Source organism: Arthrobacter sp. NamB2 (assembly GCF_005281365.1).
GTDB lineage: Bacteria > Actinomycetota > Actinomycetes > Actinomycetales > Micrococcaceae > Arthrobacter_D.
In genome coordinates this window covers 289753-313718 of the sequence record NZ_SZWI01000003.1, presented here as the reverse complement: position 1 = coordinate 313718, position 23966 = coordinate 289753, and the positions used below count along the sequence as shown (strand labels likewise).

At 63.1% G+C, this 23966-nt stretch carries 19 protein-coding genes and 2 pseudogenes; 9 read left to right on the top strand and 12 right to left on the bottom strand.

Going from position 1 to position 23966, the window contains the following annotated elements; genetic code table 11:
• Positions 1–34 precede the first annotated feature (34 nt).
• Together FDK12_RS07890 and FDK12_RS07885 are read right to left on the bottom strand one after the other, a co-directional pair.
• Positions 35–1480, bottom strand: a complete 1446-nt coding sequence (locus tag FDK12_RS07890; RefSeq protein WP_137369062.1) for a sodium:solute symporter — start codon at positions 1478–1480, stop codon at positions 35–37.
• A 143-nt stretch (positions 1481–1623) separates the two neighbouring features.
• Complete coding sequence (locus tag FDK12_RS07885) at positions 1624–2472, bottom strand: MurR/RpiR family transcriptional regulator (protein ID WP_189636300.1); 849 nt, start codon at positions 2470–2472, stop codon at positions 1624–1626.
• 96 nt (positions 2473–2568) lie between these two features.
• On the opposite strand from FDK12_RS07885, the gene FDK12_RS07880 reads away from it, so the two are divergent.
• Complete coding sequence (locus FDK12_RS07880) at positions 2569–3807, top strand: metal-dependent hydrolase family protein (protein ID WP_137369060.1); 1239 nt, start codon at positions 2569–2571, stop codon at positions 3805–3807.
• A gap of 79 nt (positions 3808–3886) precedes the next feature.
• On the opposite strand, the gene FDK12_RS07875 is transcribed toward FDK12_RS07880, so the two are convergent.
• The 9 genes from FDK12_RS07875 to FDK12_RS07840 form a co-directional block, all read right to left on the bottom strand.
• Complete coding sequence (locus tag FDK12_RS07875) at positions 3887–4216, bottom strand: NIPSNAP family protein (protein ID WP_137369059.1); 330 nt, start codon at positions 4214–4216, stop codon at positions 3887–3889.
• A 134-nt stretch (positions 4217–4350) separates the two neighbouring features.
• On the bottom strand, positions 4351–5262 hold the full coding sequence (locus FDK12_RS07870) for a GntR family transcriptional regulator (RefSeq protein ID WP_137369058.1): 912 nt from the start codon (positions 5260–5262) through the stop codon (positions 4351–4353).
• 57 nt (positions 5263–5319) lie between these two features.
• Positions 5320–5454 carry a hypothetical protein gene (locus tag FDK12_RS15350; protein ID WP_262983309.1) on the bottom strand — a complete coding sequence of 45 codons (135 nt, stop codon included), beginning with the start codon at positions 5452–5454 and terminating at the stop codon, positions 5320–5322.
• A gap of 35 nt (positions 5455–5489) precedes the next feature.
• Positions 5490–6515, bottom strand: coding sequence for a 4-hydroxythreonine-4-phosphate dehydrogenase PdxA (gene pdxA, locus FDK12_RS07865; protein WP_137369057.1), 1026 nt, complete (start codon positions 6513–6515; stop codon positions 5490–5492).
• A complete protein-coding gene (locus FDK12_RS07860) occupies positions 6512–7813 on the bottom strand; it encodes a four-carbon acid sugar kinase family protein (RefSeq protein WP_137369056.1) in 1302 nt (433 codons plus the stop codon). The genes pdxA and FDK12_RS07860 overlap by 4 nt, the downstream gene beginning before the upstream one ends.
• On the bottom strand, positions 7810–8895 hold the full coding sequence (locus tag FDK12_RS07855; protein ID WP_137369055.1) for a 2-keto-3-deoxygluconate permease: 1086 nt from the start codon (positions 8893–8895) through the stop codon (positions 7810–7812). The genes FDK12_RS07860 and FDK12_RS07855 overlap by 4 nt, the downstream gene beginning before the upstream one ends.
• A gap of 84 nt (positions 8896–8979) precedes the next feature.
• Positions 8980–9354 (bottom strand): hypothetical protein, encoded by a 375-nt coding sequence (locus FDK12_RS07850; RefSeq protein ID WP_137369054.1) that lies wholly within the window; start codon positions 9352–9354, stop codon positions 8980–8982.
• 322 nt (positions 9355–9676) lie between these two features.
• Positions 9677–11179, bottom strand: coding sequence for a restriction endonuclease (locus tag FDK12_RS07845; RefSeq protein WP_137369053.1), 1503 nt, complete (start codon positions 11177–11179; stop codon positions 9677–9679).
• A 370-nt stretch (positions 11180–11549) separates the two neighbouring features.
• A complete protein-coding gene (locus FDK12_RS07840; RefSeq protein WP_137369052.1) occupies positions 11550–12245 on the bottom strand; it encodes a hypothetical protein in 696 nt (231 codons plus the stop codon).
• 738 nt (positions 12246–12983) lie between these two features.
• Between FDK12_RS07840 and FDK12_RS07835 the strand changes: the two genes are divergently transcribed.
• The 7 genes and pseudogenes from FDK12_RS07835 to FDK12_RS07805 all read left to right on the top strand — a co-directional run.
• Positions 12984–13172 (top strand): hypothetical protein, encoded by a 189-nt coding sequence (locus tag FDK12_RS07835; protein WP_137369051.1) that lies wholly within the window; start codon positions 12984–12986, stop codon positions 13170–13172.
• Positions 13169–13891: a hypothetical protein gene (locus FDK12_RS07830; protein ID WP_137369050.1), complete on the top strand. Its 723-nt coding sequence runs from the start codon at positions 13169–13171 to the stop codon at positions 13889–13891. Before FDK12_RS07835 ends, FDK12_RS07830 begins: the two co-directional genes overlap by 4 nt.
• Positions 13892–14689: 798 nt before the next feature.
• On the top strand, positions 14690–16180 hold the full coding sequence (locus tag FDK12_RS07825) for a DUF3375 family protein (RefSeq protein ID WP_189636299.1): 1491 nt from the start codon (positions 14690–14692) through the stop codon (positions 16178–16180).
• Positions 16177–16884 carry a DUF4194 domain-containing protein gene (locus FDK12_RS07820; RefSeq protein WP_137369048.1) on the top strand — a complete coding sequence of 236 codons (708 nt, stop codon included), beginning with the start codon at positions 16177–16179 and terminating at the stop codon, positions 16882–16884. Before FDK12_RS07825 ends, FDK12_RS07820 begins: the two co-directional genes overlap by 4 nt.
• On the top strand, positions 16881–20276 hold the full coding sequence (locus FDK12_RS07815; RefSeq protein ID WP_189636298.1) for an ATP-binding protein: 3396 nt from the start codon (positions 16881–16883) through the stop codon (positions 20274–20276). The genes FDK12_RS07820 and FDK12_RS07815 overlap by 4 nt, the downstream gene beginning before the upstream one ends.
• Positions 20273–21430 (top strand): Wadjet anti-phage system protein JetD domain-containing protein, encoded by a 1158-nt coding sequence (locus FDK12_RS07810; protein ID WP_137369046.1) that lies wholly within the window; start codon positions 20273–20275, stop codon positions 21428–21430. Before FDK12_RS07815 ends, FDK12_RS07810 begins: the two co-directional genes overlap by 4 nt.
• A gap of 347 nt (positions 21431–21777) precedes the next feature.
• A pseudogene (locus tag FDK12_RS07805) lies at positions 21778–22035 on the top strand (IS3 family transposase); the annotation flags it as partial.
• Between the two features lie 74 nt (positions 22036–22109).
• Here the strand turns inward: FDK12_RS07805 and FDK12_RS15465 are convergent.
• Positions 22110–22664 (bottom strand): annotated as a pseudogene (locus tag FDK12_RS15465) (GIY-YIG nuclease family protein).
• Positions 22665–23109: 445 nt separating this feature from the next.
• Between FDK12_RS15465 and FDK12_RS07795 the strand changes: the two are divergent.
• A complete protein-coding gene (locus FDK12_RS07795) occupies positions 23110–23952 on the top strand; it encodes a GIY-YIG nuclease family protein (RefSeq protein WP_137369045.1) in 843 nt (280 codons plus the stop codon).
• The last annotated feature ends 14 nt before the right edge of the window (positions 23953–23966 follow it).

Below are 23966 nucleotides of genomic sequence, written 5' to 3'. Positions count from 1 at the left end.
GTGTACCGGTTGCTCGGCGCCCGCTTGGAACTGCCTAGGAGGCCTTGGTCTCCAGCGGAGGCGTGGACGCTGGTGTCCCTGCGTCGTCGCCGTCGTGCGCTACCGACCGGCGCGTCACGAGGCTCACGATCACCAGGGCCGCGACCGCGAGGGGAAGGGCGACGACGACGGCGTTGATCTCGGCGGCCCGGCCCGAGGACTGCCAGACCACGGTCGCGATGCCGCCGACGACCATTCCGGCGATCGCGCCCCACGACGTGGCGCGCTTCCAGAACAGGGCGGCCAGGACCACGGGGGTGATGGCCACGCCGTACATCGTGTACGCGTACATCTGCAGAGCGAGCACGCTCGGGAAGAACTGTCCCATGACGTAGGCGAGGACGGTCACCGCGAGGACGGCCCAGCGGCCGAGCTTCAGGGCACGCTGCGGATCGCGGGAGCTGTTGCGGCGCTGGAGCACGAGGTCGTAGACGATGTTGCCCGAGCAGGTGAGCAGGTAGGACGAACCCGTCGTGACGATCAGCGCGAAGGCGCCGGCGAGCAGGAGTCCGCCGATACCCAGCGGCACCAGGTCCGTGCCCGCGAGACCGAGGATGGCCTGTCCGGGTTCGATGTCGGGCAGCAGGAAGGACGACGACGACGCCAGCAGGATGATCGTGCCCAGGAGAACGACGGCGCCGACGAAGAAGCCGATCGTCGCCTTGCGGGCCGTGCCCTCACTCCGGCCGGCGGCGAGTCGCTGGTGCATGTTCTGGTCACCGAGGATGAGCAGGAACAGGGGCAGGAAGTAGCCCAGCAGCTGCACGGGGGTGAGGGTTCCGGTCAGCGACGTCAGGGCGGGGTCGAGGCGGTCGACGTAGCCGCCGATGCCGCCGACGTCGGCGATGAACACGACGGCCAGCGTGCCCACGAGCGCAAGGACGATGATGATCACGGAGATGAAGTCGGTCCAGGCCACGGACTTAAGCCCGCCGCCGAGGGCGAGGAACGTGATGAGGATGGCCGCGACGATCGTTCCCTGGGCGGTGCTGAGAGGCGTGATGATGCTCAGAATCGACCCGGCGCCGGTGAACTGGTAGGCGGTGATGCCCACGAACGCGACGAGGATGATGACCGTCGCGAGGATGCGCACGGGCCTGCCGAAGCGCACCTCGAGCATCTCGGGGATGGTGTGGTGCGACAGCCGCCGGACCTTGGTGGCCATGAAGTACAGGCAGATGATGCCCACCACGGTGCCGGCGAAGAAGAAGATGCCGGCCACGGGGCCGTAGGTGTAGACGAAGCTTGCGCCGCCGATGATCGAGCCGGAGCCGACGAACGTCGCCAGCAGCGTGCCGGCGAGGACGGGCGCCGGAAGGGAGCGTCCGGCCAGCATGAAGTCTTCGCCGTCGGCGACCTTCTTCCTGCGGCTGAACCATGCGCCCACCAGGACCATGAGCAGGATGTAGCCCACGAGGATGAGAACGTGCACGGGTTGCATGGGGGAGAACCTCTCACTGATGCCCGGCGGACGCCGGTTCTTCAGAGCAGTCTGGTGTGATCCAGCTCCCATTGCAAATAGATTCTGCAATAGTTGTTGCAATACTTCACGAGGACGAAACACGGCCGGACGGCGGCCGCGGCTCAGATGGGGTCGACGAGGTCCAGTTCGCTCCACAGTTCCTCGGTGTCCCGCAGGGCGGTCATCGTGCGGTCCGGGTCGCTGGAGGAGAGTTCGGCCAGGAGCGCCTGAACGGTCGCGACGGCGGCGACGGTGGAGGGCATGAACGTCACGCCTTCGCTCGGGACCAGCAGGGATTCCTCCGCCAGGTCGGTGATCGCCGTCTGGCGGTCCGCGATCGCCACGATGCGGATGCCGCGCTGTGCTGCGACCCGCACCACCTCGAGGACGAACTTGCTGGCCCGCCACAGGTTGCAGCTCACGAGGCAGTCGCCGGGGGAGAGCATGCGGAGGCGGTTCACGAGCGCGGTGCCCGAGGAGGTGTGGAGTTCGATGTCTCGGCCCATCCACTGGCCGACGTGGGCCAACTGGAACCCGGCGGCCGCGTAGCTGCCGGTCGCCAGGACGATCGTCCGATCGGCGGCGGCGAGGATGGCCGCTGCGCGGGTGAGCTGGTCGGGACTGATGCTGTCGGCGAGCCGCGCCATGTTGCGGGCGTCGTTGGCGAGGGAGGAGCCGGCGAGTCCGATGGGGGGGACGACGCGCTCGGTGAGCAGCTTCTCCGCCGTCAGCGACGCGAGGTAGCGGTGGCGCAATTCGGACTTCAGCGCGGACCACCCGGAGAAGCCGAGGAACTGGGCGGCGCGCACCACGGTCGCGACGTTCACGTTGGCCCGGGAGGCGAGATCCTGCGTCGACATGAAGGATGCGCGGCCGGCATCGGTGCGGACGATCGTGAGGACGGCCTCGATGCCCGGACTCGGCTTCCGCCCGAGCGACAGCCCGTCGAACCATTCCGCGATCTGCGCCATGCCGCCCCCTCCGGTTGTGCAACAAGTGTTGCACCTTCGGTTGATTGTTGTGAGTATCAGGTCAGGCGTATTCCACATCCCACTTCGAGGAGCACCATGCCCGCCCCACAACACTTGCACATCACGAACGCCACGATCCTGGACATCGCCGAGGGCAGCGCGTCCCCGGACTCGAGCATCCTGGTGGAGGACGGCGTCATCACCTGGGCCGGCCACGCCGCCGAGCTTCCGGCCGATCGCGCCACGGGGGAGACCATCGACGCCGGGGGCAAGTACGTCATGCCGGGGCTCATCGACGGGCACGTGCACGTCACTGCGGGGACGGCGGATCTGGCCACGATGGCGGAATGGTCGCCCACCTACGTCGCGGCGCACACAGCCCGCAACCTCAGGGCGATGCTGCACCGCGGGTTCACCACGGTGCGCGACGTCGCCGGAGCGGATTTCGGTGTGGCCATGGCGGTCGAGGAAGGCCTGTTCGAGGGCCCGCGCGTGATCTTCGGCGGCAAGGCGCTCTCCCAGTCCGGTGGGCACGGGGACATGCGCTCGATGGGCGCGAGCGTCATCGACCCGCACCAGTGCTGCCCGTCCATCGGCATCGTCTGCGACGGCGTCGACGCCGTGCGCAAGGCTGCTCGCGATCAGCTGCGAACCGGTGCGCACCACATCAAGGTGATGCTCTCCGGCGGGGTGGCCTCGCCCACCGACCGCGTGGACTCCACGCAGTTCTCCGAAAGTGAGATCCTGGCCGTCATCGAGGAGGCCGAGGGTGCCAACCGGTACGTCTGCGGGCACGCCTACACGGCGCGCGCGGTGAACCGCGGTCTGCGCCTCGGCGTCCGCTGCATCGAGCACGGCAACCTGATCGACGACGAGAGCGTGCGGCTGTTCGTCGAGAAGGACGCGTACCTCGTTCCCACCCTCATCACCTACGAGCGGCTGAAGGCCGACGGCGAGGCCGCAGGACTGCCGGCCGCGAGCCGAGAGAAGGTGGACATCGTGCTGCACGCCGGGCTCGAGGCGCTCGACCGCGCGAACAAGGGCGGCGTGAAAATCGTGTTCGGGACCGACCTGCTGGGCGCCATGCAGATCCACCAGAGCGAGGAGTTCCGCATCCGCGCCCAGGTGCAGACGGCGCAGGAGGTGCTGCGGTCAGCGACGCTGACGGCGGCGGAACTCATCGGCCTCGAGGGCAGGCTCGGCGTCATCGCTGCCGATGCCTTCGCCGATCTGCTGATCCTGAACGAGAACCCCCTCGACGACGTCACGGTGCTCGCTGACCCCGAGTCGTCGATCAGTGCCGTCATCCAGGGTGGACGGGTCATCGGCGGCTAGGCCATCCCCGCGAGGAGCCCGGCCGGTGCCGGTCGGGCTCTCCTTCGTGGCGATCGCTGCCGGCTGGGGCCCGGCGGCGTCAGCGTCGCTTCGCGTCCGCAATCGGGTAGAGGTCGGTCGGGCTGAGCAGTACGGACTCGATGGAAGCCGTCAGCGCGCCGTCCACCTCCGACGCCGCCTTCGCGTCGATCCACCGCGGATCCGCTGCGAACGCAGCCCAGTTCGCCTTCGGGTCGCCTTCGTGCTGGAGCAGGTACACGAGGACGTCGTCGGTGCCGACCGGCGTCCAGTAGCCGAGGCTCCTCATGTTGTGCTCAGTGAACACATCTATGGTGTTGTCGCGGAAGCGGGCCATCAGGGCGTCCAGCTTGCCGGGGTTCGCGGTGTAGGTGCGCAGTTCGTAGGTCATGAAGACTCCTGTGCTTGCGATGAGGATGATTGGCTTGGTCGCTGCCCCGGCTCAGCATAGGCAGCTGGTGACAGCGGTTCGGCTTCGACGTCACCACCACCTGGACTGGGGCAGTTTCGAGAGCAACGTCGGGGTCAGCTGCCCGAGTCGGAGAGCTGGTTAGCGAAACGAAGCAGTTCCGTGCCCAGTCGGCGGGCGCGGTCCGCCATCGCATCAGGTGCGGGATCAGCAGGCGACACTGGGGAGCTGCCCTGCGACACCGGCAAACTTCCTGTCGGGGCTGACGGGGAAGGCTCCCGCTGGATGTCGATGTCGAACACCACATGGTCCGGGTGGTGCCAGGTTGAGAAGACCTCCACAGGCCGACCGTCCTGGTCGAAGCTCGTGCCCTCGAGCAGGAGCACGGGCGACGACGCCTCCAGCTGCAGCAGCCGCAGCAGGTCGCGGTCGCCCGGCACCGCCCGGATCTGCCGCTTGCCGGAGGTGATCTGCACACCGAACTTCTCGCCGAGCACCGCGTGCAGGGAGGCGTCGTGGAGGTCCTCTGCGGCGAGCTCGGCGAACGTCGGCGTCGGCAGCCAGGTGTGGATGACGGCGATCGGTACGCCGTCGGCCGTGCGCAGGCGCTCGAGCGCGAGCACCTGCGGAGTCCCGAGGACGGCGGTCGACGCATCGGCGTCCTGCACCGTCAGCGACAGAACCTCGGTGCCCACGTTTGCGCCCGTCCCGGCGATCTGTGCCGACAGCCCCGTGGTGCGGTGCACGAGGCGGTGGTGCTCCTGCCGCGGGGCGACGGTGCTGCCGCGACCGCGTCCCCGTTCGATCAGCCCTTCATCGGCGAGGGCACCGAGGGCCTGGCGCACCACCGACCGGGACACCCCGTACCGCACCTGCAGCTGAGCCTCGCTGGGCAGCGCGGTGCCGGGCGGCAGCGAGTGGTTCAGAATCTGTGCCCGCAGGTGCCCGCGGAGCTGCAGGTGCAACGGCTCGCTGCTGCCAGCGTCGAGCGGGGTTCCCGCTGCATCAGGGATGTCTGTTCCAGCCATGAGGTCCGCTCCGGTTCAGGATGAAGTCGAGCGCAAGACGGTCCGGTAGGGCAAGAGCTACTCGCCTGGCTCGTCCGCTGGTGACGCGCCGTCGTCGAGCTCTTCGGTGACCTTCCCGTCGTGGACCCGCTTGAGCTCGATGCCCTCGAGGTAGCTGGGCACGGGAGGGTCGAGGTCTTCGTCGCTGGTCATGCTTCCGATCCTAGGTGCCGCGCCCACTCGAGCCCCTACTTCTTCTGCGCCGTCCGCCACACGTGGTCCCAGCCTGGGGCCAGTGCGGCAGCTCGCCGCATCGACAGCACGAGGCTCGCCTCGCGGGCAATGCCCTGGCCGGCGATGTCGAACGCCGTGCCGTGGTCCACCGAGACGCGGACGACGGGCAGGCCGACGGTGATGTTCACACCGTCGTCGCCGTAGACCGCCTTGAAGGGTGCGTGGCCCTGGTCATGGTAGCAGGCGATGACCATGTTCCACTTGCCCTTGACCGCGGCGGGGATGAGCGCGTCCGCGGGGATGGGCCCGTGCACGTTGATGCCCTTCTCGCGGGCGGCGGCGACGGCGGGGGCGAGGATGTCGGCGTCCTCGTCGCCGAACAGGCGGTTCTCGCCGGCATGCGGGTTCAGCCCAGCGAGGCCGATCGGCTCGTCCGGATTGCCGAGCGCCTTGGTGAACGCGCTGACCAGTTCGATCACGTTGGTGGTGCGCTCGGGCGTGACGTCCTCGATGGCCTGCCGCAGGGAGACGTGGGTGGTGAGGTGAAAGAAGTAGAGGTCGCCCGCGGAGAGGACGAGGCTGAAGTTCTCCACGCCGAACTCGTGCGCGAGCAGCTCCGTGTGGCCGGGCCACTTGTGCCCGCCGGCGTGCATCGCGGCCTTGTTGAGCGGCGCGGTGACGATACCCTGCACCTTGCCCTCGCGGGCGAGGCGGCAAGCCTCGACGACGAAGCGGTAGGAGCCGTCACCTGCGGCGGGGCTGAGTTCGCCGAGCTTCACGTCCGCGAGCGACGGGCCGGTCTGCAGGAGTTCGATGACGCCTGGTTCGTTCGTCGCGTCCTCGATCGAGGACAGCACGCGGACCTTGTCCGGGTCGCCGCCCACATTGGTGACGCCCTGACGCATGGCGGCTTCGTCGCCGATGACGACGGGCCTGCACTCCTGCCGGACGTCGTCGTGCCCGAGGAGGGACTTCGCAGTGATCTCCGGTCCGATGCCGGCGACGTCGCCGAGGGTGACGGCGAGGGTGGGGATGCTCATGAGGATGCCTCCGTGGAGTGGGCGAGGGTGGGTGTAAGGGTTCGGGTGAGTTCGGTGACGGTGTCGAGCAGTGCGGTGACCGCTCCGAAGCCGCCGGCCTTGGTTACGACGATCTTTCCAGCCGCGGTGCCGCCTTCGACGATGCCGACCGGGATGCCCTCCTGGATGGCACCGGTGATGCGCAGCGCCTGGGCGCGGGTGGCGTCGAGGACGGCGCGGGCTCCGTCGCCGCCGACGAGCACGAGGGCGCCGACAGATGCACGGGCGAGGGTCTGCTGCACCACCGACGCGAGACTGCTCGCGATGGCAGCGCCGCTCAGGGTGAGCGCTGAGCCCCCGACGGCCTCGGGGGTGGTGATGACGACGACCCGCGGCAGGGACTCCGGGACCTCGAGTTCCCCGGCGGCCCACTGCGCGAGCCGGTTCGGCTGGTCGAGCAGGGACTCGTCGGGCTGCAGGACGCGAAGGTCTGCCGGGTCCAGCTGGGCGCGCAGGTGGTCGGTCTGGGCACGGGCGACGTCGTGCAGCGAACTGACGACGACGACGATGCGCTGTCCCTGCCGGGCAGGTGCGGGTTCGAGTGAGGCCTGTACTGCCCCGGCGTCAGCCCAGGCTGCCGCCATCGCTGCGGCGAGACCGGCGGACCCTGCAGGAATCGCCGTCGGGCCGGCGACGACGAGGGCTGCCGCGAGGGTGCGGAGATCGTCGTCGGACGCCGCATTGACGACCACGACGCCGTCGCCCGCCGCGTCCCGCAGCGCCTGGGCGTCCTGCTCGGGAGAGCCGCTGAGGCTGATCGTCGTCGTGCCGGGCAGGAGCTGCGAGAACTCGCTCGTCGGAACCGGGGTGACCGGGTCGCGGCCGGCGGGGGAGTCCTCGACCGGTCCGCCGTGCACGCGCAGCAGTCCGTCCTCGAGCGTTCGCCCCATGGCCGGGTAAGCCGGGCATACGACGGCGAAGGAGCCTGGATGGTGCTCCTGCCACGCGTCGAGAGCTCCGGCGACCTGTGCCTGAACGCTGCCCCGCATGGTGGAGTCGATCTTCAGGTACAGGCGGTCGGCGCCTGCGGTGACGAGGTTCCTGATGGCGCTCGCCGTCGCCTCTCGGGCAGTCGCTGAATCCATGGCGCGGGCGTCGGTGTTGACGGCCAAAGCGCTGCCAGGCTCCACTAAGTCTGGGAGCAGCTCGCCCAGCAGCAGCCGGGCGGACCAGCCGGTGCGGGAGAACTGGACCACGGAGTCGGTGGCGCCGGTGACGTCATCGGCCGCGATGCCGACGATGGGTGCGGAAGGCGTCACAGCCGGTCGTCGTCCTGCGTCCGACGGGGTCGGTCGACCGGGGCGGACGGATCACCCGCGGGCGGAAGTTCGGAGGCGGAGGTGGGGACGACGCCGACGGCGTCGTCCGTGTCCAGCCCGCCTTGGCGCTTGAGCACCCAGGTGGCCAGCAGAGGAGCGAAGATCGCGGTGACCAGCACGGCCGAGGCGACCTGCGCCGTCGCGACCTCCACGAACGGGGAGAAGCTGGGGTCCGCTGCGGCGACGATGGCCGGCGTCGCGATGGAGTTGCCGGCCGTAGTGGCGGAGGCGATGCCGATGCCGGCTTTCGCGCCGCGGCGGAGGATGAAGCGATAGCCGATGTAGACGAGGGCGCCGGTGATGAGGGTGGCGGCGATGCCGACGAAGATGCCGCTGAGACCGCCGGTGATGACGTTGCGGAGGTCGATGCCGGTGCCGAGGGCGAAGGCGAAGAACGGGATGACGATGTTCGGCACGGGCCGCATGACCTCGGTCCACTTGGCGTCGAGGTTGCCGACGATAAAGCCGAGGATCAGGGGGATGACGGCGGCGAGCAGGGTGAGGAACGGGATGTTGCCGAGGCCCGAGATGCCGAGGAAGAGCAGGGTGAAGAAGGGGCCGTCGTTGATGGCAGAAGCCATGTAGGCGCCGCGGTCGCGGTAGTCGCCGTAGCGGCCGGTGAAGGCGAGCCAGAGGCCGCCGTTGCTGTTGTCGAAGCTTGCGAGGAGGGCGAGGATCGAGATCCCGAGGATGCCGTCGATGCCGACGAGCAGACCGAGGCCCGCGACGAGGGCGGCGGGGATGATCGTCTTGAAGAGCAGGACGACTCCGGTGGTCGCGAGCACGGGGCCCGAAGCCTTCGCGGTGATCTGCATGCCGGTGGCGAAGATCAGGACGGCGATCAGCGGCAGGGCCGATTCGGCGAACAGGGCGGTGGTGAAGCTGCCGAGTTCGAGGAAGCCGGGGGCGAACGTCCCGACGATCGAGCCGAGGATCAGGGGAATGAGCATGAGGCCGCCGGGGATGCGGTTCATGCCGTCGAACAGGGGGATGCGGGACTTCGGAAGCGATTCGGCTGCCATGGCGAATCTTCTCTCTGTGTTGACGGAGGAATGCGTACAGCTAGTACGGACAAGATGTACCAAGGCTACGTGGAGTGTGGCGGGTCACACAAGGATGGCTGGAAATTTGAGCATTGGACGTCCAGGCGAGGCGGCCAGGGGTGTGATGAGAGCCGGGACTGGTTCGAGCTCATCATCGGTGGGGGACCAGGACCAGTACTTGTCCTGGGTGTCTTGAAGGTGCAGGACGATGCTGGGTTCGGGCTCCAGGTGGGCCAGCAGTGGTGCGGGCAGGGGGAGGGTGTACCGCTCACCGGGGCCGAGACGTTCGATCTGGGTGCAGGCCAGTTGTGCCGGTTCGAAGTTGGCGATGTTCTGGACCCGGCCGTGTCCTGCGTTGGTGATGACCAGTTCCTCGCCGAGGACGAAGCGGTGCTCGAGGGTCCCGTCGACGGCTTCCCGATGGTGATCGATGCGCACCGAGACGAGCCTGACGTGGGTACGCTTGCGCTGGACCCCCCCTGTACCGGGGGAGCTGCGAGGGCCACGACCCCGATGAGAACCGGAACCCCCCGAACGATCAGCAACTCCATTGCTTAATCGTGATGCCGACCGCAGCGCGCCTGGCACGCTTCTGATTGATGTCGTAAAAATCGACTCCTGCACTCCCCACCGCCAGGTGGAGGTGATCCTGGCGGTGGGGAGGGCGGTGGCGATGGGTATGTGGTCACGGCGCTGAGTTGGGCGAGGTCGAGTCCCGTGCTGTGGGTGATTCCCAAATTGGGACCTGTTATCTCGAGGATTACCCTGCTTTAGCTGGGTGGAGAAGCGCTTCAGCTGGGGCGTTCGCTGGCTCTATCCAACCGTCTAGATGGTAATCGAAGAGGGCGATTCCCAGTCGCCCTGCAGACTCGTAGGCGGCCTTCGAGTAGCCGGATCCCGAAAAGAAGAGTTTGTACTGGAAGTCACCACGTGCGGCTGCTGCGCCGTAGAACCTTTGGATGAGGGGGCTTCCTGCAGCAACGGCTTCACGTTTCACCTGCGCTACCGCCCGTTGGGAGGCGACATCGATGCCGCCGTCAGCCCCTCCGTTCGTGACCCTTGCGTCGGGATGCCCCATGTAGCGCATCCATTCGGCCGCGTTTTCCTCCGCATCCTGCCAGGTGCGTATCTGACGCGAGGGTGGAGTTAGCCCACTGGCTAGCGAAGGCTCATCGACTGGCGAAGGCAGATTGGCCAGCGGACGCCTTCTGTCCGGCGAAGGCGTCCGTTCCAGCAGTTCATGCAAGCCAATGAGGTAGCTGATCTCCGGGCTGTCTGATGTGTGAGCGAAAAGTGAAATGACAATAGAAGCCATGCTTCGGACCCGGTCTTTATGGCACGTATACGGCGAAGTGTCCACCGTCGAGTTGTGGGCCACGACCAGGTCGAGCCGGAGTACATCGAGGTACTTCCGCGGAACTCTATCTCGAAGTTCATCCGCAAGCTCGTGCCGCAACTCGACCTCAGGTAGCTGCAGCCTAACCTCAGGTAGCTGCAATTCGATCTCAGATAATCCAAGTTCCTCGATCGTAATCTCTAATGCTCTCTGATGTCGGCCTGATATACATCCTTGGCAATCACAGATTTCAGCCAAAGCCCGAGAGCGCCAGATCGTCCCTACGCTTTTGATTCCACGTTTGGCATTGACTCTGTACTTGGGTTGTTGCTGCCGTATGTAACGATCTAGATCGTCCAGCACTATTGAGGCAATAGCAGTGAAATCTGCGCCCTGTGCTTGCTGTTCATATACCCGCCTCTGAACCTCCGCACGGCGCTTCGCGAGATCTTCATGGGCGAGGTCGTGCCTGTTGGTGAGTTCGTTCAGAACCTCGGCAATCAGCTCCGTGGATGCAGTCCACGAATCACTCGGTACTCCTGCTGGTGGAGCTGCTGGAACCGGTCGACTATCGCCGGCCAGGAGGCGCACGGCTGGCCTGGAAGCCGAGTGCTTATTGTACTCTGCGCGAATCTCGGCTGCCCGAGGTCCTTCAACAAACGGCCAGAAATGGGATGTTAAAACCTTCGCCACCGCAGCATTGATCGTCCCCTCGCTGAGCGTGCCCCTGCTGAGCTGCTGCCGCATCTGAAGGCCTACATCAACTTCAGTCGACTTGCCGTTTCCTGGCTGCAGCAGGTTCAGAGCACCTGTAAGCCAGTCAATCTGGGCTGTTAGAAGGGCCTGGATCGATTCCTGGTCCTCATTGGCTCGATCACTGATCCCGCCTTGAGCTGCCCAGAATTGCTCCCAGGTCGAGGTGGACAAGTGATCAAAGACTCCAGCTTCCGCAGTGTTCGACAACTTTGGAGGTTGCAACCCAGTCCTTGCTGTTCTCTCATCCGGTGCGGCTGCTACTGAGGTGCTCCCACGGAGCAGAGAACGGAGCAGAGGTGCCACGAAGTACCTTTCAAAACGACTACACGAAAACTCGGGCTACTCATTGGTGGCCTACAAAATCATACGGTGGACCCTCACAATTCTGTCGATCACCGAGGGTCATCCTTGCCAACAATCAACGCGCTGCCCCTGGTGGCCGTCGTTCCGCACGTCCACTGCAAAAGGCGTGCCTTCATCCCTGCGAATGAGTATTACGAGTGGCAGAAGAACAAGGACGCTGGTTAGGTCGGTCGGCAGGTCAGCGTTTGAAGAGGGCCAGTTCGATCTCGTCCGCCCAAACCGTTCGCTGCATGTCTGGGTTTGCGGAGGCTTGGGTGGCCCAGTGGGTGAGGAGGGTGCAGTATCGCTGGTAGGTGTCAGGCCACCACCCGGCGGTGGGGGCGTCCGGCCATACGTCCCGGCGGAGGTTCCGGGTCACGACCTGGTCAAGGATCAGGTACCTGGGTGCTGTCGTGCTTCCTTGAGCGAAGTAGAGGAATTTGGTGGAGAACGCTGGCCCAAACCACGGAATCCGCCCTCCACCCCGGTTGGTGGTCAGAAGGCTGTAGGCCTCGGCGGTTGGGTCACCGTTCCTGACGGAGGTCCAGGCGCAGACGAGGCGTTCACCAGCTGTGTCCTGGTGTTTGGCGAGCCCGTCCAGTCGCTGATGCAGGCGAGATGCCCGTGTCCCGAGTCCCCAGGCGAGGGAGTAGTAGAGCAGCTGGAAGGCGTTCTCCACAGTCCGGTCCTGGTCTCCCAGGTCGAACACTTCCTGACGGGTCACCGTGGTCCGGCCCCCACTAGCGAGCTTCCCGGTCATCGCGGGAAGAGCCCGATCGACAAGGGCACGCCGCCACCGCTCACCATCAACGGCAACAGCATGACCCAGCACCGCCTCCCTACCGGGCAGGGTGGACAGGACGTCATCGGGCAGTAGTGCCTCCTCATTGATCATGAGGCGACTCTAGGGCGCCGGGCCGACACCTGCATCAAAACAATCCCCAAGCCTCGGTGAGATACCCCCACACTCCAAAACGACTACCCCAAAACGGCACACCCCAATGCGAAGCCTCACCCGGACACCGGCACGGAACCACTAACGTTCCCCTCCACACCCACAGCCCACCCAACCACCTACCTTTATCAACCACCACAACCTCCACCCCCACCGCACCCCGCCCCCTTCTACCCAAGGCGAGCTCCACGGTCCAACTCAAGAGGCGCGAAGAACCACAAGACACCCACACAGCCACCCAAACTCCTACCCCCTTCACTGCACCGCGCTCGCAGGATGGGTTGTGTCAGGAACAGGGCGGGTATGCGCTGTACTGCTCGCGTTGTGGTGGATGTTCCCCGTGATGGGGTGGGGGTTGAGGTGCCCGGCTGGGTGAGCTGGTGACCACTTCGTGAGGTGATGCTCAGCCCGGTACCTAGCGCACGGGTGTTTAGGTCCCGTGGAGTGACTGAAATGTGCCCCGGGTGAGCTCTGGGAACAATTTCAAGACAATGCGAGCCGGCAGTTCAGGTAGATAGTTTTTTCATGTTTCAGTTGGCCTCAGCAGGAAAGTGTTCACACATGTAAAGCATGTCTACCTGCCCCATTTTCGGGAAGTGTTCACCAATTTGAAGAGTGCCTCAGAGGATAAGACACGATCATTTGCATTTTCGTTGTCCGTGTTCTAGTCTCACTAGCATGAAAAATGACGATGAGCTCTCCGAAGGATTACCAATAACTGATGAGTACGGTGATTCTCATGGGTATGATGAGCGTGATGGGGATGGTGATGCGCTGGAATGGCGTGATGCAAAAGCACCGTTATACGGACCTCTCGCGAAGCCGCTTATCGGAATGCCCTCTTCTGTTGTTACTGTGCTCGCATGAAGGTACAAAAGGCTACGATCCCACTGACGATAAAGGCAAAGCTTGAACGAGATCTGCTTGCTGCCGGTCGAGAGCTTTCAAAGGCCTTCAAGATCTATGAGCAGGCGGAGATCGCGCTTCGGACAAGCCCGGATTGCCTTCTTCGCCCGGACGAGTCCATGCAGTTTGAAGGCATGTCCCGGTCCTTCGACCAGGCCTTGGGCGAATGGAGGCGGGCGATTGATCTGGTGGAGACTAACCCCCGCGTCGCTGAGCGAAGCTCCCGGGGTCGCGCGTGGAGAGATCCTCTCGACCCGGGTGGTTTGCACTATTTCGTCTCCCTAGCAGGGCCAGATGACCTCGACTACCGTACGCGTCTGCAGCAGGCATGGGAACGCGAGGAATTCAGGCTAGAGGCCATGGAGGAGGATCTGGCGCAGGTTTGCGGCCGCGCCACAAGGAACGGAACGCCTTGCCAGAGTCTCGGAGCGTACTGGCCGGGAGGCGCGCGCAAGTCCGGGTGCACCCGACACATGACCCCCGACGAGAAGGCGCAGCTGTCTGCGCTCTGGGACGAGGTCGTCGCGACAATCGACTGCCCGGGCTGCGTTTCGCGTGCAGGTGTCGCTTGCGATCCAGACAAGATGGTGCCGGTAGATGGGTTTTTCCCCACACCGAAATCTTTTAATGGCCGAGTCGTCCACACACCTCGGCTGAACGCCTTCGCGTCGTCGACATAGTGCCGGACAAGTTTAAGGGTCGTCCGGATGTCTCGTGAGGCAAAATTCTGGGCAGCTTTGGTCCGGTTGATGAGGGCTAGTGGACAACTTGGCTGCGAGGGAGGGTAATTCAGAACGGTCGCTTCCACCGGATGAGGACCAACACGAGTATCAAAGCGCACACTGGAACGCTTCCTGATCATCAACTTCGGACGATCATTTTGTAATGTGAGCGACCGATCTGTTCACGTCCCGCAGCACAAATTCCTCCGCTGGACGTCTATGTCGAGAAGACATAAATAACGTATCGAAGTCTCTGCCGTCATTTAGGCTGTAAGTCCCAGATTGACTCACGCAATATTGCTGCACTCCTGCGCTTTTCCTGCACCGTCAGGAGTCCAACCTCTCTTACGACTAAGAGATAGATGCATCTGTAAGAACCCTAGACGAAGGGCGTGGTAGAACCAGACGGGCGTCCTGTCTGAGGCGACTGGATGGTGCGGTAGGTTACAGCAAGCCAAAGGACATACATTGCCTACCAAGGCAGCGGGCTCGGTTCGACGAACTGATCCTGTTTCGACGAAATCTTGATGACGTTGATTGGGCTGCTTTTCGGCGGCCAGTACCTGCCGGTGGCGGGGGCGACCTTCACATGGGCGCGCGACGTATTTGGAACAAACTGATCAAAAATCCTTTGGTGGATCTCTACCCCTGCGTCGGTCCGCGTGGCTCATCCTCACCAGACGTTGCTATCAACCGTTTCGAAGACTTCCGATTTTGTCGGAGTCATCACCTATCGTGCCCGCTAAGGAGGCCAAAGTGGCAGACATCGTATTAGAACTGAACAGGGCCCAAGCAGCCTTCGAGCGCCCGGCCCTTGGACTGCTTAACCAGAAAAATGCCTCGCTCGTCGTGGCGATCTTTCGGGTGACGTTCTCCCGCGAGCTCACGCAAGTAGTCGCGACAACCTTCCACTCCCATGTGCGGGGCTTACTAGAAATTCTTGGAACCCGCGGCTACGAGGATCTCCCCGACGCGGCCCAGCCCCGCCAGTTGTGCCGGGAGTGGGTGAGGCGCAAATGGCTGATCCTTGACTCCCGCGAAGACGGGGAGGAGTTCTACGCACTTACCTCCCACGCCCAAGACGCCATGGACTTTGTGCAGAACCTCGGCAGCGAGCGTGCCCTCTTGTCCGAGTCCCGCATTCGTACCATCCTCGACGTGGCACGGCAGAGCGCCATGGACGCAAACCCTGACCGGGAGGAGCGCCTCCAGCGGTTGAACCGACAGATTATCGAACTGCGCGCTGAACGGGACCGGCTCGCCAAAGGAGGGGTAATCGAGATCGCCTCCGACGACCGGATGCTAGAGACGTTCCTGAACCTCGCCGACCTACTCAACGACCTACCCTCTGACTTCAAGCGGGTCGAGGAACTGGTTACAAAGATGCACCGGGAAATCATTAGTGATTTCCGCACGGACGAGCGGCCCAAGGGCGAAGTCGTCGGTGATTACATGGCCCGCTCCCGAGATGCGCTGAACAACTCCGTCGAGGGCCGGGCGTACCAAGGCGCACTGAACCTACTCGCCCGGGAGGCGATGCTCGCTTCCCTCCGATCCGACATTGAGACCATCCTCAGCCATCCGTTCGCCCAGTCTCTATCGCGGACCGACCGGGAACGAGTCACCGCGCTCGCCGGGTTGCTGATGCGCGGAGTGGAGACCATCCAGGAACAACAGCGTCACCTCACCGCTACTCTTCGTACCAATCTGGTCCAGCGGGAGGCCCTTCGTAGTCAAGAACTGGACTCGGTCCTGAACGACTTAAAGCATCAGCTGGCCGAACGGATCGGTAGGTCCGGAGTACGTACTCGCACGGCGCTGCCGCTGACTCCGGCCAAGCTGGAGGTCGCTACCCTTCGCGAACGTTTCTATGACCCGGCCGACCATGCGCCCCCGCCCCCGTTAGAGGACGCCATAGATGATACCGGCGGTATTTCTGCCGAGGACATCCGACAGCAAGGTGGGCCGTCTTTCGCCCGGTTGCGTTCGGCGCTGCTGGAAGGGTTGGCGGGGGACCACACGGTGAGCGCCGCCGACATATTCAATCGCCTGCCCGCGGCCGATCGTCGTCCCGTCGAAGTGCTCGGAGTCTTGTATGTGGCAGGCGAAGCGCTAACTCGCAGCGACGGCGAGGACGTGTTCGAAGCGGTACGCAGCGACGGCACCCGCGTCGCTTACCGGGCGCCACACCTAACTTTCACCGACGAGGACCGTGACGCCCTCACCGAAGCTGAGGACACCCAATGACACACCCAATAGATTCTGACCTACCCCAGGAACCCGGGGTCCCGGAGGAGGATCCGGCCAACCTTGATCTAAGCCCTGACGAGGAGTCCGACGCCGATAGCAGCGGCGTGTTGTTCGAAGGCGACCGGGGTGAGCTCACCCTGGCCCAGCGCAAAGCGTTAATCGTGCTGCTCAAACGTAAATACCTCGCGGCCGACAAGAACCCGCGTGAGTGGAAAACACTGGTCGATTCCCGCGCGACGATCGAGATGCGCTTGAACGAACTCTTCCAGGTGCTCGTGCTCGATGAGGAACGAAAATTTGCCTACAAGCGCAGTGCCGTCTCGGAGGACGGAGAAACGTTCCCAACCCTGCTGCACGACCGCCAATACACCTTGGAAGAGACCGTGCTGCTCGTCGAGTTACGCGAACGCTACGCCCGAGAGTGGTCCAGCGGCGCAGCAGCAGTGCACGTGGACCGAGAGGAACTCCTGAGTCTGCTGGCAACTTACCGGCGGGCCGACAACACAAACCACGTCGACACCCGCCGCCGGGAAGTGAAATCCATCGACGGGCTCATCGATGAAGGCATCTTGATCAAGGTCGAGAGTGACGCGGAACGCTTGCGAGTCGCCCCGGTTATCAACTCAGTCCTCACCGTGGAGAAGCTGCACGCACTGCGGCAATGGGTCACCAACGATATGGAAGACGGTACACAAGCATGAGCGGTACTCCTCTCTTCACCTTGGAAGACACCCCCCAGTGGTCTCTCGAGCAGAAACAACTGGTCAACTGGGGCACCTTTCACGGATACCACCGCGTGAACTTCGACCGCACAACCCTCATCAGCGGGCCCTCCGGCACCGGCAAGTCCACCCTGCTCGACGCGTACACCGCACTGATGATGGACTCGAACACCCCGTTTAACGGCGCATCCAACGAAGGCAAGGGCAGGGCCCGGGGGAAAGACCAGCGCAGCGTCCTGTCCTATATCTGGGGCACCGTAGACACCGTCCGAGACACGGACACTGACGAACTGGTCAATGACGTCCTCCGGGGCAAAAACACCGCCACATGGTCCGCGATCGCGGCGACCTTCCGCAACAACGACGGCCGGGCCTTCACCGCCATCCGCCTCTACCACGCCCGAGTCGGGGCCTCCGCCGCCGACGGGCTAACCATGCGCATGCTCACCAAGGACGGGACCATAAATCTCAAAGACATGGAGGAGTTCTCCACCGACAAATTTCCACCCCAAGCCCTGACCAACCGCTACCCAGCCTTGCAAAACCACCACACCTACACATCTTTCGCGCAAACCATCCACGCCAAGCTCAACATCGGGCAAAACGGAGACGGCGCCAAAGCGATGAAACTGCTCGCCCGGATCCAAGGCGGCCAACACGTCAAATCCGTAGACGCGCTCTACAAACAGCTCGTGCTCGAACGACCCGAAACCTACGCCAAAGCCGACGAAGTAATCGGCCACTTCGACGACCTAGCCAAAACCCACGACGCCATGCAGACCGCCGCACAGAAAGTTCAAGTACTCGCACCGATCTCCGGGTATTACGAGGACATGACCGCCGCACAGCATGCCCGCGACGAAATCGACACCTTCCGCCTTCACGCCCACGGGCCCACCCCGTTCCTGCTCTGGCAACACACCACCGAGAAGGCCCTACTCGACGAAGCCTCCAACACCAACAGGTCCGCATACAAAACCGCAGCGGAGAACAAACGCACCGCGCTCGCCGAGGAACGGGAGCTGAAGCACCGGGTGCATCAGAACCGAGAAGATCAGCGTGCCAACGGCGGTGACATGCTGGAGCGAATCGATGAACGCCTGACCGACCTAAGCGTCGAACACGATGAGGCCGCGGAAGCTCTGCTCACCTTCACCAGCCGCACGAAGGCGCTAGGCCGGTCGGCCCCGGAGGACCGGGATGAGTTCGACGCCCTGACCGTGAAAGCTCAGCAATTCATCGACTCCTTCGAGGAACGGAGTAAAAAGCTCACAGAGGAACTCGACCAGGTCAAACGCGAAGGCTGGAAGGTACAGGACGAACGGGAGGACGTGAACAGCGAGTACCAATCCCTCAAGAACCGCACCACCAGGCTGCCGCTGCGCTACCTCAACGCTCGGACAGAAGTGGCCAAACACACTGGGATGGACCCTGCGGACCTGCCATTCGTGGCCGAACTCATTGACATCTCACCCGAGAACGAACAGTGGCGGCAGGCCGCCGAACTAGTCATGCGCGGCTTTGCCACCGTGATGCTCGTCGACCGAAACACCGCCGACAAACTGCGCCGCAGCATCGACTCCCTGCCGCTACGCGACCGGATCAACTTCCGAGTCGCCGACACGGGTCGGCCTGGCTCGGATATGCCCACAGGCACGTTGGCCGCTACCCTCGATTTCGCCGACTCGCCCTTCCAAGGCTGGCTTCAACAGCAAATCACCAAGCAGTTCAGTCACCAGCTCGTGCAAACCGCCGAAGACTTCACGTCAGGCGAGAAATCGCAAGTGACCGCGACCGGACAGACTAAAGACGGCGACAAGGGCGCGCACGGCGGCAAACGCGGCGAGTTCATCATCGGGTTCTCCAACGAAGCCCACCGTGAGCAGGTCGAACAGCACCTGAACAATCTGGACAACGAGCTCGCCATACTCACGAAACGCAACAAGAACCTCGACGAGCAGGGCAGGGACCTCCAACTCCGCCGCGAAGGCCACCAGTACGTGCTCGACACGGTCTGGCAAAACATCGATGTTGCCGCCGTAGATATTCAGCTTGCCGAAGCCAGCGCCGAACGAGACCGCATCCAAAACTCCAACGACAAGCTCGCAACCCTCGAAGCCGAAGGCAACGCTCTCGCCACGAAGCTCGAAGACGCCACCGTGCTCCGCGCTAACTCTGGTACAGCCATGAATACTCTCGACAAGGAGTACGGCAAGCTTGTAGACCGACAAGACGCCCTGGCCCGGGCGATCGATGACGCGGAGGACACCACGATCCTGACCGCCGAACAGCACGCCACCCTCGACGCCGCGCTCGCTGAGTACGGGGTGCCCGGCGACCTGGACCAGCTTACGAGCTCCTTCAATAGGGTTCGCCGCCACCTCGGGGAACGCGCTGCCGCCGCGAGTGACCGGGAGGTCAAGGCTGCCGAGGCGCTGCGGAAGGCGTTTGAAACCTACCAGCGGCTGTGGGAAGACGGAGACCTCGGCAAAGACGTGCAGTCCTACCCGGACTACCGCCGCATCCTCGACGGACTCGTCGCCGAAGGCCTCCCCGAACGCCGGCAAGAATTCAAGCGCGAGATGGCACTGTGGTCTGGCCGAGACCTCGTCCCCCTAGCCTTCACCATGCGAGACTCGATCGACCGGATCAGCGATCGCCTCAACGCCGTCAACGCCATCCTCGCCAACATCCCATTCGGCCGGGATAAAGACCGCCTGCAAATTAGGCTCCGCCCGCTGAACATACCGGAAGTCACCGCATTTCTCCGGCGCCTGCGGAAGATCGCGGAGACCGCGACCGACGCAGACATCTCCACTGACGAAGAAACCGATACTCGGTTCAAGGACATTGCCTCTGTCATCACTCTGATCCGCACGCCAGATACCCTGCCGAAAGGGGCGACCAACACCCGGGAGACGTATCTGGACGTGCACCGGCACATCGTAATCACCGCCGAGCGGATTGATACCAACGGGAAGCAGCTCAGCGTCTATGACAGCCTTGGCGGAAAGAGTGGTGGGGAAACGCAGGAACTCATCGCGTTTATCGTCGGTGCCGCGCTGCGTTACCAGCTCGGGGACGAGGAGAGCAGCACCCGGCCCCGGTTCGCCCCGGTCCTACTCGACGAGGGCTTCATCAAAGCCGATGCCGAGTTTGCCGGACGCGCAGTTGGGGCGTGGAAGAAACTGGGCTTTCAACTCATCATCGGCGCCCCGCTAGACAAGGTCAGCGGTATCGAACGGCACGTGAACCTGGTCCTCGGCATCAACAAGCCTGACCACTACTCGCGAATCAGCCCGATGCGGGAAGTTACCAACACCATGGAGCTGGAAGAGGTAAACGATGCCTCTGAGCTGGAGACAGTATGAAAACCCCTGAACAGGTTGTTGCCGCACTGAACAGGTGGATGGAGGGAAACTGGCAGCGGGCCGTCCTAGACCCAGCTGCCGACTGGCCCCGTCGGCTAAGCCTTGGCGCACTAACCGGCAAGGCACTGGAAGCCGACTTCCCGTCCGCCATGCGCTGGGCACACCACTGGCGTGATTTAGCAAGTGATTACGGGGTAGAACTTGATGAAAGCCCCCGCCGGGTACACGGCACCGCTCAAAAACTACCCACCCATTTGAGACTCCCCGACCCCGACACTGCAGCTCGACTGCTCGGCGGTGAATGGCCGAACCTGTTTCGTTCAGCCCGGGAGCGTACCGCGATCACCGCCACCTGCTTTCCAAACGCGGACCTGGCCCCGGTCTTGCGCGAGCTGACCACCTTGTCCCAAGTCGACTTCAACCTGCTGCTAAGTGTTGCGTCATGGTTTCAGACCCATGACGCAACAGGCCTCACTCCACGGCAGGTTCCCATTGAGGGGTTGGACGGCAAGTGGCTCAACACCAGTCAGCACCTCGTCCGCCATCTCAGCGGCCGGGGAGACCTGGGCCTCGTAAACCGTCCTCGCACCGTGCATTACACCTATCTTGACCCGATGCACCTGAAGAATGGCGGCCGCCGGCACGACAGCATCACGATCGGTGATAACGCAGCCCCCGCGTACCAACCAGACACGGTAATCATCACCGAGAACAAGGACACCGTTCTTTTTTTCCCGTACTTCGACCACGCGATCGCTATTCAGGGCGGCGGGGACGCGGGGCCAAAGCACATTTCGCTCGTGCCCTGGGTCACTGCCTGCGACACAGTCATTTACTGGGGTGACCTCGACGCCGACGGATTTGAGATCATCAACGACTACCGCAGCCGGGGACTCGATGTCCGCACCGTCCTAATGGACACAGCCGCTCTCGCCCAGTATAGGAGGTTCGGCGTCCGCGAAGACCGGAAGGGTAACAGCCTGCTCCGAACTCGGAGAAATCTGCCCCTGCTCACTCACGCCGAACTCGCCACCTACGAGATTCTTACTGATCCGGATTGGAATGGACCATATCGTGTAGAGCAGGAACGAATACCCCTCAACGTCGCGCATCAACTCATTTCGCAATCACGCTACGCGTACCGCAACCCGTAACAATGAGTTACCTTTTCGGTTACAGCGCAACGCTCGAGGCGAATTGTATTACAGCTTTCGAAACTGTACGTGATCGGGGACTCTCCGATAACCTAGCGAGTTGATGGCGCTCGAGCGCCAGTTAGTGTTCGGCTACAGGCCCTTAGAGTGCTCACCCGAAGCACCCCGACCTAGCTCGGGCTTCCACTCGCAGTTCACTGAAAACCCTTCATCTACTGGGAATTTCTTGGCACAGGGATGAGAACGAGGTGTTCACGTACGAGTCGCTGGTTTTTATGCACTGTTGACCTTCCTCAACCTCGTCGGCGACTTTCCCGTGAATACGGAATAGCCACGTGACAACACCAGCGCTCCAGAGCAACGCACTGACAGGCTCGATGGGGCGGGTCGGTGCCTGCGGGGACAATGCGGCCATGGAGTCGTTCTTCGCGCTGTTGCAGAAGAACGTTCTAGATCGCCAGCGCTGGGCGACCCGGCAGGAACTGCGCTTGGCGATCGTGACCTGGATCGAGACGACCTACTACCGCCGGTGCCGCCAGAGCGCCCTGGGTCACCTCACTCCTATTGAGTTTGAGACAATCCAAACCGGCCTTCAAGCGGCCTAAAAACCATCAACCCCGAGAATCAACGAAACCCGGGGCAGTCCCTAGTGCGGGGGAGTCGGCAGAGGGTTGGGTGCTCAAGTAGACGTGTACTCGTTTCGAGGTTCACGTGATGGGAGTGTGCGTGCTGTTGTTCTGTGTTTGGCGCGGAGTGCTTTGAGTATTGGGTAGTAGGGGTGGTGGCTGTTGCCTTGCAGGTTGAGCGGTAGGTTCAGCTGTTTCATGGCCTGCGTTTCGGCGAGCCAGGGTGCTGGTTCCGGTGCCCATGTAACGCGGGCGTGTTAATGCATCCAGTCGGTGATTTCGCGTTCGCCGTCAGGGGTGAAGGTGAGTCGGGTACCACTGCCGACTCTGCGGAGCGCGATATCTAGGGTTTCGGTGAGGTGGCAGCCTAGGGTGAATCGAAGCGTGGAACCATAGGCGTTGCCTCGGTAGTGATATCGGATCCGGTCTTGGAGCGTTTGTTTGCTTGGTGGGCGTCCATTCCGCGGCGGCTCTTTCGGAGCAATCCCTACATAGAGGAGCACGCTGTCGCCGACAGCGAGACAATCGTTCGGGTTCACACCGGGTGGCAGTTCGTCGAAGTACCACGCGTAGATGCCCGGGGCCTTGTCGACCGGTGTTGGTCGCATGAGTACCTCCTCGCGGGAGTACAGGTGGGTTGGAGTTAGCAACCGTCCGATTATCTCGGCAGTATTGTCGATGGTGAGCCCTCCGTTCCTAATCAAGCGAGTCTAGACGAAGAATGCCCGCACGAACCGAACCGGATGCGCATCACATGGTCGCCTATTCGGTCCCCTTCTTATCGGGTGTCCGAGGGGCTGAGTAAACGGCTACTAGAGCGACTGGTGTCCTAGCGTGCGAATGCCCGACCCCGTGTACAGCCCCGAAGCCCCGAAGTCCTGGAGTACATGGATGCGTACGGAGTCGAACAATGGTCCCAGTTGTGCATGTTCCGTTTAGGTGATCTGGTTGCTGCATGGTCGAGCTGGCGGGGCTCGAACGGAAGCATCGCGGCTTCTAACCGTAGGCTTCTTAACCGTAGGTTTATGGCTCAAAGGCAGGGATGAGAGAGAAGTGAATAGCGACAGTACCGGCAAGCTCAATCTTGGGCACCTTTTCCGCGCGGCCGGCTTGGACCCCGATGATGTGATCGTAATCCGGCACACCGCACGCGGACTTGCCGCCGACGCTGCAATGGCCTGGGGAGAATCTTTGCGGGACTATACGCGCACCCAGGGCCGCAGATATAGCAAGCTACCCAAGGTCCCACCCCGGATCTGGTTGGTCTTCCTAGGGACCACAGGCCTTCTCGGCCGGTTCATCACGGCCTATGAGAACCAAGGTGAGATTGAATCTGAAGGTACCGACGTTCAGCGGTTCTTCGACCTGACACCCTCAGAGATTTTCTCCGCCCATAAGGACAGACTGGTCATCGAATGGACGGCCGACTCGGTGAACTGGGCAAAGGTGGGGGAGCAGGCGGAGAACATTCCTATCGTCGAGATTGCTGACCGCGCGCAGGTTCCTTTTCCGGGGTTCGATTCCATCATCGTCGACTTCGAAACACTGCAAAAAGTCACCGCGGACTCCCGCTACCGGGAGTGGCAAGCCGCCCTCGCCTCCGTGAAAGGCGTCTACCTTATCGCGGACATGTCGACGCGTCGGCTCTACGTGGGGAAGGCCGACGGTGCAGATGGATTTCTCGGCCGCTGGAGCGAGTACGCAAAGACCGGCCACGGCGGTAACGCGGCCCTGCGCGAACTGGACAATATCGACCTCACCCATCGGAGGCATTTTCAGTTCAGCATCCTGCAAGTCTTTTCGCCCAACGCCCCCGCACGTCAGATTGACGACGCCGAAACCCACTACAAAAGAGTCCTGCTGACGCGGGGCGAGAGCGGTCTGAACCGCAACTAGGACGGGTCTAGGAG

Bases quoted from the DNA above. Each gene is read 5' to 3' on its own strand.
- FDK12_RS07875 (WP_137369059.1), bottom strand. From the start codon at position 4,216: ATGACCTACGAACTGCGCACCTACACCGCGAACCCCGGCAAGCTGGAC.
- FDK12_RS07880 (WP_137369060.1), top strand. From the start codon at position 2,569: ATGCCCGCCCCACAACACTTGCACATCACGAACGCCACGATCCTGGAC.
- FDK12_RS07830 (WP_137369050.1), top strand. From the start codon at position 13,169: ATGAAGGTACAAAAGGCTACGATCCCACTGACGATAAAGGCAAAGCTT.
- FDK12_RS07835 (WP_137369051.1), top strand. From the start codon at position 12,984: ATGAAAAATGACGATGAGCTCTCCGAAGGATTACCAATAACTGATGAG.
- FDK12_RS07870 (WP_137369058.1), bottom strand. From the start codon at position 5,262: ATGGCTGGAACAGACATCCCTGATGCAGCGGGAACCCCGCTCGACGCT.
- FDK12_RS07840 (WP_137369052.1), bottom strand. From the start codon at position 12,245: ATGATCAATGAGGAGGCACTACTGCCCGATGACGTCCTGTCCACCCTG.
- pdxA (WP_137369057.1), bottom strand. From the start codon at position 6,515: ATGAGCATCCCCACCCTCGCCGTCACCCTCGGCGACGTCGCCGGCATC.
- FDK12_RS07810 (WP_137369046.1), top strand. From the start codon at position 20,273: ATGAAAACCCCTGAACAGGTTGTTGCCGCACTGAACAGGTGGATGGAG.
- FDK12_RS15350 (WP_262983309.1), bottom strand. From the start codon at position 5,454: ATGACCAGCGACGAAGACCTCGACCCTCCCGTGCCCAGCTACCTCGAG.
- FDK12_RS07820 (WP_137369048.1), top strand. From the start codon at position 16,177: ATGACACACCCAATAGATTCTGACCTACCCCAGGAACCCGGGGTCCCG.
- FDK12_RS07815 (WP_189636298.1), top strand. From the start codon at position 16,881: ATGAGCGGTACTCCTCTCTTCACCTTGGAAGACACCCCCCAGTGGTCT.
- FDK12_RS07855 (WP_137369055.1), bottom strand. From the start codon at position 8,895: ATGGCAGCCGAATCGCTTCCGAAGTCCCGCATCCCCCTGTTCGACGGC.
- FDK12_RS07885 (WP_189636300.1), bottom strand. From the start codon at position 2,472: ATGGCGCAGATCGCGGAATGGTTCGACGGGCTGTCGCTCGGGCGGAAG.
- FDK12_RS07890 (WP_137369062.1), bottom strand. From the start codon at position 1,480: ATGCAACCCGTGCACGTTCTCATCCTCGTGGGCTACATCCTGCTCATG.